Origin of the sequence: Martelella alba (assembly GCF_005217455.1) — a bacterium.
In the GTDB taxonomy this organism is placed as follows: domain Bacteria; phylum Pseudomonadota; class Gammaproteobacteria; order Enterobacterales; family Enterobacteriaceae; genus Acerihabitans.
In genome coordinates this window covers 223,208-235,519 of record NZ_SZPQ01000003.1, presented here as the reverse complement: position 1 = coordinate 235,519, position 12,312 = coordinate 223,208, and the positions used below count along the sequence as shown (strand labels likewise).

The following is a 12,312-nucleotide window of genomic DNA, read 5'->3' as shown; positions in this document are numbered from 1 at the left end:
TTCCGGCCGCCTGCGCACGGCGGGCGCACGGCCGAATACCCGCCAATCCCCACGGCGGAGCAATGGCGCACCGCATTTGTGCAGGCCTGACAGTACTGTAATTTGCTTGTATATACATCCGCTAAGGTTATCAGTACACTGACGGTTGTCGGGGATAAATCAGGGGAAACGGGATATGGCCGAACCGTCAAAAGCCACACAACTCGCCGGGTCGATGAGTACGCAGCCCGCGCCCATGTATCAGCGGGTCAAGCAGGCCATTATCAGCCAGATAAGCAGCGGTGCCTGGAAACCCAATCAGCGCATCCCCTCCGAGCACGCCCTGGTGGCCGAACTGGGCGTCAGCCGGATGACCATTAACCGCGCGCTGCGGGAACTGGCCAGCGAAGGCTACCTGTTGCGGATGCAAGGCGTGGGGACGTATATGGCGGAACTGAAAGTCCATACCACCATTATGGAAGTGCATAATATTTCCGATGAAATCGCCGGCCGGGGACACCGTCACGCCAGCAAGGTCATCGCCCTGGATAAGGTGCCCGCCAGCGGCCAACTGGCGGTGGTATTCGCCATACATCCCGGTGAGAACCTCTTTCATTCGCTTATCGTGCATTACGAAAACGCCATTCCCGTCCAGTTGGAGGAACGCTGGGTCAACCCGGCCATGGCCCCGGATTATCTGGCGCAGGATTACCAACGGCAAACGCCCTATATTTACCTGAACCAGGCGGCGCCGCTCACTTCCGGCGAGCATGTCATCGAGGCGGTTTCGCCCACCGCCGAGCAATGCAAACTGCTTTGCGTGCGCAAACACGACCCGTGTCTGCTTATCAGCCGCCATACCCGCCATCAGGGCATATTGGTCACCTTCACCCAACTGCTTTACCCTGGCGCGCGCCACCAACTGCACGGCAGTTTTATCCGCCATGGCTAGCGCCATCCAGGCCGGCGACGGCTAACCGGCGATATTGTTATTCGATGCGAAAAGCCTGCTCGATCAGGCTTTGGCGCTGTTCGGGGGAATAGGTCAGCACAGCATTCTTGCTGTTGGACTTCTCTTTGGCGGTGTCCAGTTCCTGCCGGCTCAGCGGCAGGTCGTCTTGCCAGAACGGCGCGACGGCCCGCGCGGTGATAAACTCGCTGAGATAACGCGCCGGCGCGGATGGCGCCCCTGGCAGCAAACGGGCGGACAACGCCGCCATCAGCGCCCGCTGCTCAGGATGTTCGCTGTCCGCCAGCAGCGCCAGGAAGGGCAGCAGCAACCGTCCGCACACCTGGCCGTGGTGATAGGGCCGCAATGCGCCCACTTCGCCGGCGATGCCGTGAATCACGCCCAGACCCGCCATGCTTAGCGTCAGCCCCCCCAGATAGGAAGCCTGCATTATGGCTTCGCGGGCTTCGGCGCCGCGATTAAGCGCCGGCCAGGCTTCAAGAAACAAGCCGAGTCCGCACAGGGACATTTCCCGGGAAAAACGGCTGGCGGCGCCGGACAGGTATGACTCGAACAAATGGGTGAACGCATCAATGGCGCAGTGGGCGAGCACGGTATCCGGCGCGCCCGCCAGCAGATCCGGATCCAGAATGGCCGTCGCCGGAACAAAAGCGGGATGGCGCAGCGAGGCTTTGACCTTGTGCGGGCCGGTATCGGTTATCACGGCGTTTTGCGTCGCTTCGCTGCCGGTGCCCGCGGTGGTGGGGATGGCGATAACCGGAAGGGTGGCCCCGGTGACGTTGCTGTCGCCCACTTTTTCCATATAGCGCAGCGTCGGCAACGGGTGCTCAACCATGGCGGCGAAGGCTTTGGCGGCGTCCAGCACGCTGCCGCCGCCGATGGCCACCACCCGCCGTACCTTGCCGCGCCAGCGCGCCGTCCACTGGTCGATATCCCCGGGCGATGCCTCGTGACCGACGATTTCAACGCCGGTCAGCAAGGGCGCCAGCCTGTCCGCCAGGCCGGCATAGGCGGTCCCCTGCATAAACGAACGGCAACTGAACAACAAGGTCGGTAACCGTTCGGCTTGCAGCAAGGGAAGCAATTGCCCGATACTCCCGGCGCCGAACCAGGTTTGGCGGTTGGCGATCATCAGACTGGCGGTCATATCCTCTCTCCGGCAAAGGAAAGCCACCAGCATAATCCAGCCTCGCCGGGCATACCAGGGCTTTCGCCGGTACAATCCGCGTCAAGCCGCCGCCCAAGATCGGTCATCCCCCGGTATTCTCCCGGCGCGGGCGCTACCACTGGGCGCGTTTTCCCGGTTTATGCGCGGATAAACGCCAGCACATCGGCATTGAATTGTTCGGCTTGCAATTGCGCCAATCCGTGACTGCCGCCCGGATAAATCTTCAGTTGCGCGCCCTTGACCTCTTTCGCGGTTTTCAACCCCGAGGCGGCAATCGGCACGATCTGATCGTCGTCGCCGTGAATCACCAGCGTGGGCTTATCGATTTTCCGCAGATCCCCGGTGTAATCCACCTCGGAGAACGCATAGATGCAATCATATTCCCCTTTGATCCCTCCCTGCATACCCATCAGCCAGAAGGATTCCTGCAAGCCGGTATTGATCTCCGCGCCCGCTCGGTTGAAACCGTAAAACGGCAAGGCCAAATCGCGAAAAAATTGCGAACGATTGAGCGCCGTGCCTTGCCGAATGCCGTCGAATACCGCAAGGGGCGTGCCTTCCGGATTATCCGCTGTTTGCAGCATCAACGGCGGAACGGCGCCGACCAGCACGACCTTGGCGACCCGGGCGGTGCCGTGCCTGCCGATATAATGGGCCACTTCGCCGCCGCCGGTGGAATGCCCCACCAAGATGACATCCCGAAGATCCCGCTGCTCGATGAGTTCCGCCAGATCGTCGGCATACTGATCCATGTTGTTCCCGTCCCAGGGTTTATCGGAGGCGCCGTGCCCACGGCGATCGTGGGCTATGACCCGAAAACCCCGCTGGCCGAAATACAGCATCTGCGCGTCCCAGGCGTTTCCCGACAGCGGCCAGCCATGGCTAAAGAGAATGGGTTGGCCGTCGCCCCCATCCTGGTATGCGATACGTGTGCCGTCTTTTGTGGTGATAGTATTCATCAGTTTCTCCGCAGGTGTGTGGTTTATACTCGTCATACTTCACGTTGCCGCTTTGTTGGCCGCGTTCGCTCACCCCAGTCACAGCGTTGGCCATGCGCCTGGGCAGGCATGAGCGACATCCTGTCTCTCGCCGGAGGCCCGCCGTTGGCGGTTCACATTCGTTCCCGACCCGTTTGTCGCTCCCTTGCCGCCGCGATGCGACTCAACGTATCGGGAGTCTCGATGTTGATAATGCGCGGGCGCAAAGGGTCAGCCTGGCGCCAGCAGGTGACGGACCGCGGGCGGCGCGTCGCCGCGGTGAAAAGCCAGCGCCCGCGCCTGAATCAAGCGATCGTTCACCGTATGGCGTTCGTGCTGGCGCAAATGCTCTATCCAGGAGCCGATCACAAAAACTTCCATAAACGCGCCCGGCGACTGGACATCCTCGTACACCGCCCAGCTCAGAGCGCCGCCGCGGCGCCGTACCCGGCGCATATCCCGGACAGCCGCCAGAAAGGCGCGCCGTTGCGCCGGATCTATCCGGTATTCGATGCTCACCATCACCGGCCCTTGTTCATGGGCGACGACGACCTCCGGCGGCGCGGGATGTTCGCCGGCCTCCAGGTTCAGGTCGGCGTCTTTATCCAGCCGCCAGCGCAGGGCGACGACGGCGGCCACCATCATGGCGATGGCCGCCGAACAGAGGGATGCGGATATGCCGACCTTTGATGCCAATTGTCCCCAAACCGCGCTGCCCAGGGTCATGGAGCCAAAAAATACCGTCAGATATACCGCCAGGGCGCGGGCTTTGACCCAGCGTGCCGCGCTGCGCTGCGCGCCGATATTCAGTGTGGAGAGGACGGCAATCCAGGCAAAGCCCGTGAAAAACTCGCTGGCGGTCAACAACCAGAAATGACGTAAGTACGCCAGCGCCAGCATGGTCAGGGCGAAGAGCAGGCTGGCCAGCGCCGTCAACCGATCAGGATCCAGCCGGGCGCGCAGTCTGGGCAGCAACATTGCTCCGCTTATTGCGCCGATGCCGATGGACGCCAGTAAAATACCATAGCCGCCGGGACCCAGCCCCAGCTCGCGCCGCGCCACCAACGGCAATAATGCCCAGCCGGCGCTGGCGAACAGGAAAAAGGCCGCCGCGCGGGCCAGCACATTCCTCAATACCGGCGCCGCGTGGACATACCGCAGTCCCGCGCGCACGGCGGAAAAGAAATGCTCGGGCGGCAACCGCCGGGCATCGGGTTCGGTCCGCCAGCGATACAGCACATACCCCACCCCCATCACTGAAAGCGCGTTGAGCATAAACACCGCCCAAGGCCCGGCAAGGGACAAAATCCCCCCGCCCAGGGCCGGACCGATGGCGCGGCTGATATTAACGCCCAGCGAATTCAACGCGACGGCCGCGGGCAGTTCGGATTTGTCCACCAAATCCGGCACAATGGCCTGAAAAGGCGGAGAACTCATGGCGGCGCCGGTACTCAGCAAAAAAGCCGCCGCCAACAGTATCTCCGGCGTCACCTGTCCGGCGGCGGCCAACAGGCTTAATCCGGCGGCGACGGCAAACACCCAGCACTGGGAAAACAACAGGTAACGGCGACGATCGATAATGTCGGCCATCACCCCCGAGGGCAAGGCGAACAGACACATCGGCAAACTGCCGGCGGCCTGGACCAGCGCGACCCACAGCGGGTCGGCATTCAGCATCAGCATGGTCCAACTGGTACCCACATCGCTCATCCATGAACCCACATTCGACACCACGGTGGCTATCCAAAGCAGGCGAAATACCGGCTGGCGCAGCGGACGCCAGGCTGAACGGCCACCGGTATCCGCTGCGACGCCGCCATCGACCACCTCAGCGAGTCCGGCGCGCGCCTCCGTCATAGGGCCGCCTGCGCCTTTACCGCGCCGATGCGCCACCGTCCCGGACCGCATAGCGCCAAGGTGACGAAAATAATCAATAGCAGCCAGCCGAATTGCCCTTGCGCCACCGTCCAATCGGGATGAACCGCCAGCATGGCCACCAGCAGTACCGCAATGATGGGCAGGCAAGCCAGCCGCGCCGCGATGCCCAGCAGGATAAACACCGGGCAGATCACCTCGGCGAAAACGGCCGCCAGCAGGCTGAAGCCGGGTCCCAGGCCGAAAGGGTCCTCAATCTGCGTCAATTGCGCCTGGAAATGCAATACTTTGGGGATACCATGCACATACAGCAGCATAAAACACCCCGTTAGCCTGAGAAACAACAGGCCCATATCGATCATTGGCGGCAGCGATCTCATCATTTCCCTCCGTTAAAAAGCGAAGCAACTGCATCCCAGGGCGCCCCAGAAGCCCTGATGATCGGCCGCCGGTACCGAGGGCAGCCTGGCCCGGTCGTGAGCGTGGCCATGGACGCCGCAAGGCCCGTGGCAGACATGCGGCGCGGCGTGAGCGGCGTCGGCGAGCGGGCGGTAATGTCCCGGCACGCGGGCGACCGGCGACCAGTCCGGCAAAACCGGGATCGGCGCCGGCCCGTGGGGGGTGAATTCGCCGGCGGCATAAACAATTTTGCCGTCCACCAACGTCAGCAAAGACGTAATGGATTTGATATCCTCTTGCGGCACCGAAAAATAATCCGCCGTCACTACCGCCAAATCTGCCAATTGCCCCGCCTTGATGCGGCCTTTCTTTTCCTGCTCGCCGGAAAACCAGGCACTGCCCGCCGTCCACAGCTCAAGCGCGGTTTCGCGGGATAGGCGATTATCGTCCCGGTATAAACGCATACCGCCCACCGTCCGGCCGGAAACCAGCCAGTAAAGCGCGGTCCAGGGATTATAACTGGCCACCCGGGTGGCATCGGTACCGCCGCCCACCGGGATATCCATTTCCAGCATCCGCGCCACCGGCGGCGTGTGACTGGCGGCCTGCGCGCCGTAACGCTCGGCGAAATACTCCCCCTGAAACGCCATCCGGTGCTGAATGGCGATGCCGCCGCCCAGCGCCTTGACCCTCTCGATATTCCTATCGGTGATGGTTTCGGCGTGATCGAATAGCCAATGCAGCCCGTCAAAGGGGATGTCCCGGTTGACCTTTTCGAAAACATCCAGCATCCGACTGATGGATTCGTTATAGGTGGCGTGCAGGCGAAACGGCCAGCGCTCGGTCACCAGGTGGCGGACCACCGCCTCCAGCTCATCTTCCATACCGGCAGCCAGATCAGGGCGCGGTTCAAGAAAATCCTCGAAATCAGCGGCGGAGAACACCAGCATTTCCCCGGCGCCGTTATGGCGGTAAAAATCATCGCCCTGGCCAAGGGCGACGGTACGGGTCCAACGCCGGAAGTCATCCAGTTCCCCACCCTTGCGCTGGGTAAACAAATTATAGGCGATACGCAGGGTAAGCTGGCCGTCTTTGGCCAATTGTTCCACCACCCGATAATCATCCGGGTAATTCTGAAAGCCGCCGCCAGCGTCGATAACGCTGGTCAGTCCCAGCCGGTTGAGCTCACGCATAAATTGCCGGGTGGAATTGATTTGATATTCCAGCGGTAATGCCGGCCCTTTGGCCAAAGTGGCGTAAAGGATCATGGCATTGGGCCTGGCTATCAGCATGCCGGTGGGATTGCCGGACTTGTCCCGCACAATTTCGCCGCCGGGGGGATTGGGCGTTTCCCGGGTATAACCCACCGCCCGCAATGCCGCCTGATTAAGCAAGGCGCGATCGTAGAGATGCAAAACGAAAACCGGCGTGTCCGGCGCCGCCGCGTTTAATTCCTCAAGGGTCGGCATCCGTCGTTCCGCGAACTGGAATTCGGTCCAGCCGCCCACCACCCTCACCCACTGCGGATGCGGCGTGCGCTCGGCCTGGGTTTTCAGCATCCCCAGGGCATCGGCAAGGGAAGGCACGCCCTCCCAGCGCAACTCCAGGTTGTAGTTCAATCCGCCGCGGATAAGATGCAGGTGTGAATCGTTCAGACCGGGAATCACCGTACGGCCGCGCAAATCGATAATCAGCGTCTGTTCGTCCCGATGGCGCAGGACATTAGCGGCGGTACCGACCGCCAGAAATTTGCCGCCGCTGACGGCCACGGCGTCCGCCAGCGGGTTCTGCTTATCGAGGGTATGAAATTTGCCATTGACCAGGATTAATTCTGCTTGAGTATGCGAAACCATAAAACCTCCGGAGCAATGAGGATCTCGGCGGCAATAGCCCGGTACGCCGGACCGACGCCAGGCGCCGCCATCAGGCCGCCAGCCCGTCCCGGCGCGTCCGGGCCGGGACGGGCTGGGCGGCGGGCGGCATGGATACGTCCGGATTATGGTAGGCCGGTCGGCTTGGCGTCTAGTTATACAAAGAGATAATGGTTTCATCAGGCAAGCCGCCCTACCATGCCGGAAGAATGTGACGACGGACCGCGCAATCGCGGGCTTTTTTGTTCTTTCACCTCAAAGGAAAACCTGATGATTGATCCCAAACTCGACGTACTGACCCCGGCCAACTGCCACATCATCTTTATCGATCAGCAGCCGCAAATGGCGTTCGGCGTGCAATCAATGGACCGCCAGGCGCTGAAGAACAACACGGTGGCACTGGCCAAGGCGGCCAAGGTATTTGATATCCCGGCCATTATTACCACGGTGGAAACGGAAAGCTTTTCCGGTCACACCTATCCGGAACTGCTGGACGTCTTCCCCGGTAAAGACATTCTTGAACGTTCGTCCATGAACTCCTGGGACGATGGCAAAGTCCGCGAAGCGCTGGCCGCCAACGGCCGGAAAAAAGTGGTCGTCTCTGGCTTGTGGACCGAAGTGTGCAATAACAGTTTCGCCCTGTGCGCCATGGCCGAGGGACACTATGAGATCTACATGGTGGCGGACGCCTCGGGGGGAACGTCCAAAGAAGCCCATGACTACGCCATGCAGAGGATGATTCAGGCCGGAGTCATTCCGGTCACCTGGCAGCAGGTCATGCTGGAGTGGCAGCGGGACTGGGCGCGGCGCAGCACCTACGACGCCGTCATGGCCATCGTCCGGGAACATTCCGGCGCCTATGGGATGGGCGTCGATTATGCCTATACCATGGTGCATAAAGCCCCGCAGCGCATTCATGGTGAGCACCGCACGCTGGCGCCCTCCCCGGCCGCCTGAATAGGGTGGGTAACCACGACAGCGGGAGTCTGACCATGCCGGTTTATTTGCTCTCCCTGGGCGCCGGAGTCCTTATCGGCGCGGTTTACGCGCTGCTTAAGGTCCGTTCGCCGGCGCCCCCGGCCATTGCGTTGTTCGGCTTGCTGGGGATGCTGGCGGGCGAACATCTCGTCACGCTGGTGATTGAACGTCTGTAGCGAGGGTCGCGATGAAGTCTTTTCTGATCTCCTTCATTGTCGGCGCGTTGGCCGGCTGCCTTTATGCGGTCATGCAGGTGCGTTCGCCCGCGCCGCCGGCAATAGCCTTACTGGGATTGCTCGGGATGCTGGTAGGCGAGCAACTGGTGCCGACGGTCAAGCGGCTTATGCGCAGGCAGCCGCTGACGCGGGTCTGGTTTCGTCGCGAATGCGTGCCGAAAATCAGTGGCGTGCCTTCGCCACGGCAAGAAGATTGTCCAAATAAAGAGTAGCCAAATTCCGATTCATCGAACGGCCGCGGCTCGCCAAGGCCGGTAAGACGCGCTTTGCGCCGAAACGCCCTTTCCTATCCTCCCCAATAGGCTGTCAAGCGGTTTACTGTTAATGGAATGATGCTTATTGTGACATTAATGGTAAATCGGTGGATACCCGACGGGGAGGATAAAAGTGATGCTGTTGCCCCAACGGATGTCGATGATATCCGACGGCGCTCGCCTGTCGGTTATTCGGCAGCGCAATGAACGGCCGGATGCGTCCGTCCCGATTATCCCTATTCCCTGTGCGGATGCTTTCGCGGTCATCGTCCAGTTGGCGGATTTCCGGCGGCATAAGCTGTGGCGCGGCAACCGGCTGGTCTATGCGGGCGGCCATGCCAGGCAGGGGGTGGCCATCACCGATCTCACCGAAGACTGGCGCTGCCAGCATCTAAGTCCGTTTGACAACGTCCGCCTGCTGATTCCCCGCCCCGCGCTGGACGAATTTACCTTTAACAGTGGGGGAACGCCCATTAAACGCTTCGAGTGTCCGCGGGATACCCGCGATCCGGTGATATACCATTTGGCCCAGGCATTGGTACCCCTTATGACCACGGGCAATGATCCCGATCCTTTTGTGCTGGATCATATCTCTCTGGCGCTGTTGTCCCATATTACCGGCACCTATGGCGCGGACCGCCGGGAGTGGCGTGGCGACAAAGGCCGGCTCGCACCCTGGCAGGAACAGCGGGCGAAGGACTTTATGCTGGAACATCTCGCCGGGAGCGTCTCCTTGGAGCAAATCGCCAGGGAATGCCGGTTATCGCGGGCGCATTTCGCCCGTTATTTTAAAAACGCCACCGGCATGCCGGCCTATACCTGGCTGCAAAAAATGCGGGTGCGAAAAGCGCTCGAACTTTTGCGACACGCTGATTACAGCCTGACGCAGATTGCCTTGGAATGCGGATTTACCGACCAAAGCCATTTCTCCAGGGTGTTCAAGCAGTTTACCATGACCTCTCCGGGCCAGTGGCGGCGCCGGCAAAAGGCGTGACATCGCGCGCCGGCGGCGATGAGGGCCGGCACGGCGTACCCGCGCCAGCCATGCCTAACGGCTTTGCGATTTGACGATGTTCAAACGTTCGGCCGCCCGCACCAGATCCGCCAGGGAACGGGTTTGCATCTTCTCCATCACCCGCCGTTTATGGACTTTGGCGGTGATTTCGCTGACACCCAGCGCCATGGCGATTTGTTTGTTGAGCAATCCGCCGATGGCCAGCTCCATCACTTCGCGTTCCCGCGGCGTCAGGGTTTGGTGCCGCTGCGCCAGGCGCGATTGTTCATGCAGGAAAGCCAGATTTTTTTCAGCGGTCGCCAGTCCTTCCCGTACCGCGCGCAGTAAAGGCATCGACTCCAGCGGTTTGGTCAAAAACTCGTGAGCACCGGATTTTATCGCTTTCACGGAAAAGGGAATGGTGCCGAAACCGGTAATGATAATAACCGGTAGCGTCCGGCCAATCTTCGCCAGAATCGTCATTATTTCAAAACCCAGATAGGCCGGCCTGTTCATCGCGAGAATGACGCAACCGGGATGTGGCTCGGCCCGTCGGGCAAAAAAGGCCGAAAGAGAGGGAAAATCGGCCACATGATAGTGTTCCGATCGCAGCAGTCCCACAATAGACTGCCTTACTGCAAAATCGTCATCGACAACATAGACAATATGGTTCATGGATATGCCCTATCATTGATGCGAAAAGAAAACGCGGCCTGATTCAGGCCGCTGTCGCTTTTGACAATGGGTACGGCGGCATTCCATCATCCCTGCATGCGGCGGGACTTTCTTGTACGATAGTCGGGTTTTAGTACGATAAGGCTATCCGCCCATGATGGCCATGATGGCCATGATCATCAATATCCCACCAGCGCGGTAGCCGGCGTTGCGTCCCGCGCAAAAAAATTTCCCATCAGGCCAACCGGGCATTTCCCGCGGTTTCCCCTCGACAATGGCGCGACGCGGCGTCAGGCATCGGTCATCGTTTTTTCCTTTCGTACCGGCCGGCGCGCTGCACCGGCGAAGGGCGGCGCAGCGCGCCGACGGCGTCACTATACCGCTTGAATGTGAACAAATTTTCACCGGACGGACCGGCCGGCTCCCCCATGATCATCTTGCGCGATAATGGGTAATGGGGATTTTTACGCCTTGTCCCGGTGCAACCATAAACAAACCATATCACAAAAAAAAGACAACCAATTTCGACCAAAATAAATGCCTTGATGTTTTTTTGAGTCGAAATGTTTTTTATAAAAATCAATTTTATCAGTATGTTATAAATTTATCTTTACAGACATCGCCTGTTTTTAGCGCATTTTTCACTCACGCCAGCATGAAATGGCTATTAAAAGCAGTTGCTCAATGGGTGGTATTTTTTAACCATACTCAACCTATTGCGCATTATGGTTAATTATGGTTAAAAATTGGTTGTTCGTTTTACCGAGCCGCAACCAGGAGCCCAGCATGTCCGATATGACGCAATCCGCCACTGGCGCATCAGGGCGCAAGCAAGCCCTTGATCGCATGTATGACGAAATCAACCGCAAACATATGTTCCCGTTCTGGGCCAAACGCTCGGACGTGGCGCACGACGAAATCGCTTCGCTGATGGAAGGCCGTAAAGCGGTGCCGTTTCACTGGAGCTACAAGCGCGATCTGGAACCGCTGCTCTATCAGTCCGCCAGCCTTATTTCCACCGAGGATTCCGACCGGCGATCGCTTATCCTGCTCAATCCGGGCCTGAAACCACAGCGCGCCACCGTCTCGACGCTCTATACCGCCTACCGCCTCAATGACCCCAACGAGATCATGCCGCCGCACCGTCATACCGCCAGCGCCATCCGGTTAGGCTTGACCGGCACGCAAAATTTCACTGGCGTGGAAGGCGAAGATATTCAATTCGGGCCAGGGGATATGGTGCTGACGCCCAGGGATACCTGGCATAACCACGGCAACCACGGCGATGAACCGGCCATTAATCTCTCGGTACTGGATTATCCGCTGGTGGAGACCCTCAACGCCTTGCAGTTCGAGCATGACTATCAAGAAAACGGCATTGCGAAGAAACAGCAAAGCGCCCGTTTCGATCCGCATTATTCCGCGCGCATCTACGGCACCGGCGGCATGACGCCGCGGTTTGTCGACCACTACCGCGGCGTTGGCGGTTCCTCGCCGATGTTCGTTTATCGCTACGACGCCATGCGCGAGCTCTTAGAGCGTAACCGGCACGCGCCAGCCGACCCTTACGAAGGACTGATGGTGGAATATACCGACCCGCTTAGCGGCGGTCCCGTTTATAAGACCATGACCTTTTTCATGTTGATGCTGCGTCCGGGCGAGCGCACGCTGCCGATGAAGCAAACCGCCAGTCTGCTCGTCTCGCCGCTGGAAGGATCGGCCCAGTGCGTTATCGACGATGAAACATTCTCCTGCGACCCCTTCGATACCCTGGCGGCGCCGGGCAACCATTGGCTGTATTGGGTCAATCCGAGCGCCACGCAAACCGCCTTTTTATTTATCGCCAGCGATGAACCGGCGTTAAAAGCCTTCGGCCTGCTACAGCGCTTCGGCAAGAACGAAAGCGGCGATATTCTTCGACTGGCGTAGGAAAGCA

At 59.8% G+C, this 12,312-nt stretch carries 12 protein-coding genes; 6 read left to right on the top strand and 6 right to left on the bottom strand.

Going from position 1 to position 12,312, the window contains the following annotated elements; all coding sequences use genetic code 11:
• Positions 1–175: 175 nt before the first annotated feature.
• The gene (hutC, locus tag FCN80_RS05205; protein ID WP_136988832.1) at positions 176–931 is read left to right on the top strand and encodes a histidine utilization repressor; all 756 of its coding nucleotides are present in this window, start codon (positions 176–178) and stop codon (positions 929–931) included.
• Positions 932–968: 37 nt separating this feature from the next.
• Here the strand turns inward: hutC and FCN80_RS05200 are convergent, their stop codons facing one another.
• The 5 genes from FCN80_RS05200 to FCN80_RS05180 form a co-directional block, all read right to left on the bottom strand.
• Positions 969–2,096, bottom strand: coding sequence for an iron-containing alcohol dehydrogenase (locus FCN80_RS05200; protein ID WP_136988831.1), 1,128 nt, complete (start codon positions 2,094–2,096; stop codon positions 969–971).
• A gap of 158 nt (positions 2,097–2,254) precedes the next feature.
• Positions 2,255–3,076 carry an alpha/beta fold hydrolase gene (locus tag FCN80_RS05195; protein WP_136988830.1) on the bottom strand — a complete coding sequence of 274 codons (822 nt, stop codon included), beginning with the start codon at positions 3,074–3,076 and terminating at the stop codon, positions 2,255–2,257.
• Positions 3,077–3,325: 249 nt separating this feature from the next.
• A complete protein-coding gene (locus FCN80_RS05190; protein WP_136988829.1) occupies positions 3,326–4,951 on the bottom strand; it encodes an MFS transporter in 1,626 nt (541 codons plus the stop codon).
• On the bottom strand, positions 4,948–5,352 hold the full coding sequence (locus FCN80_RS05185; RefSeq protein ID WP_136988828.1) for a DoxX family protein: 405 nt from the start codon (positions 5,350–5,352) through the stop codon (positions 4,948–4,950). Before FCN80_RS05185 ends, FCN80_RS05190 begins: the two co-directional genes overlap by 4 nt.
• A gap of 9 nt (positions 5,353–5,361) precedes the next feature.
• Positions 5,362–7,221: an amidohydrolase gene (locus FCN80_RS05180; protein WP_136988827.1), complete on the bottom strand. Its 1,860-nt coding sequence runs from the start codon at positions 7,219–7,221 to the stop codon at positions 5,362–5,364.
• Between the two features lie 288 nt (positions 7,222–7,509).
• Between FCN80_RS05180 and FCN80_RS05175 the strand changes: the two genes are divergently transcribed.
• The 4 genes from FCN80_RS05175 to FCN80_RS05160 all read left to right on the top strand — a co-directional run bounded on the left by FCN80_RS05175 (position 7,510) and on the right by FCN80_RS05160 (position 9,701).
• Entirely contained in the window at positions 7,510–8,196 is a 687-nt protein-coding gene (locus tag FCN80_RS05175) for a hydrolase (RefSeq protein WP_136988826.1), read from the top strand.
• 35 nt (positions 8,197–8,231) lie between these two features.
• The gene (locus FCN80_RS05170) at positions 8,232–8,393 is read left to right on the top strand and encodes a DUF1427 family protein (RefSeq protein ID WP_136988825.1); all 162 of its coding nucleotides are present in this window, start codon (positions 8,232–8,234) and stop codon (positions 8,391–8,393) included.
• Positions 8,394–8,404: 11 nt separating this feature from the next.
• Positions 8,405–8,665 carry a DUF1427 family protein gene (locus FCN80_RS05165; protein ID WP_136988824.1) on the top strand — a complete coding sequence of 87 codons (261 nt, stop codon included), beginning with the start codon at positions 8,405–8,407 and terminating at the stop codon, positions 8,663–8,665.
• A 178-nt stretch (positions 8,666–8,843) separates the two neighbouring features.
• Positions 8,844–9,701 (top strand): AraC family transcriptional regulator, encoded by an 858-nt coding sequence (locus FCN80_RS05160; protein WP_230492513.1) that lies wholly within the window; start codon positions 8,844–8,846, stop codon positions 9,699–9,701.
• Positions 9,702–9,755: 54 nt separating this feature from the next.
• Here FCN80_RS05160 and FCN80_RS05155 read toward each other — a convergent pair whose 3' ends face one another.
• The gene (locus FCN80_RS05155; protein WP_136988822.1) at positions 9,756–10,376 is read right to left on the bottom strand and encodes a response regulator transcription factor; all 621 of its coding nucleotides are present in this window, start codon (positions 10,374–10,376) and stop codon (positions 9,756–9,758) included.
• A gap of 786 nt (positions 10,377–11,162) precedes the next feature.
• Here FCN80_RS05155 and FCN80_RS05150 point away from each other — a divergent pair.
• The gene (locus FCN80_RS05150) at positions 11,163–12,305 is read left to right on the top strand and encodes a cupin domain-containing protein (RefSeq protein ID WP_230492494.1); all 1,143 of its coding nucleotides are present in this window, start codon (positions 11,163–11,165) and stop codon (positions 12,303–12,305) included.
• Positions 12,306–12,312 lie beyond the last annotated feature (7 nt).

Bases quoted from the DNA above. Each gene is read 5' to 3' on its own strand.
- FCN80_RS05180 (WP_136988827.1), bottom strand. From the start codon at position 7,221: ATGGTTTCGCATACTCAAGCAGAATTAATCCTGGTCAATGGCAAATTT.
- FCN80_RS05155 (WP_136988822.1), bottom strand. From the start codon at position 10,376: ATGAACCATATTGTCTATGTTGTCGATGACGATTTTGCAGTAAGGCAG.
- FCN80_RS05185 (WP_136988828.1), bottom strand. From the start codon at position 5,352: ATGATGAGATCGCTGCCGCCAATGATCGATATGGGCCTGTTGTTTCTC.
- FCN80_RS05150 (WP_230492494.1), top strand. From the start codon at position 11,163: ATGTCCGATATGACGCAATCCGCCACTGGCGCATCAGGGCGCAAGCAA.
- FCN80_RS05175 (WP_136988826.1), top strand. From the start codon at position 7,510: ATGATTGATCCCAAACTCGACGTACTGACCCCGGCCAACTGCCACATC.
- FCN80_RS05170 (WP_136988825.1), top strand. From the start codon at position 8,232: ATGCCGGTTTATTTGCTCTCCCTGGGCGCCGGAGTCCTTATCGGCGCG.
- FCN80_RS05160 (WP_230492513.1), top strand. From the start codon at position 8,844: ATGCTGTTGCCCCAACGGATGTCGATGATATCCGACGGCGCTCGCCTG.
- hutC (WP_136988832.1), top strand. From the start codon at position 176: ATGGCCGAACCGTCAAAAGCCACACAACTCGCCGGGTCGATGAGTACG.
- FCN80_RS05200 (WP_136988831.1), bottom strand. From the start codon at position 2,096: ATGACCGCCAGTCTGATGATCGCCAACCGCCAAACCTGGTTCGGCGCC.
- FCN80_RS05190 (WP_136988829.1), bottom strand. From the start codon at position 4,951: ATGACGGAGGCGCGCGCCGGACTCGCTGAGGTGGTCGATGGCGGCGTC.
- FCN80_RS05195 (WP_136988830.1), bottom strand. From the start codon at position 3,076: ATGAATACTATCACCACAAAAGACGGCACACGTATCGCATACCAGGAT.
- FCN80_RS05165 (WP_136988824.1), top strand. From the start codon at position 8,405: ATGAAGTCTTTTCTGATCTCCTTCATTGTCGGCGCGTTGGCCGGCTGC.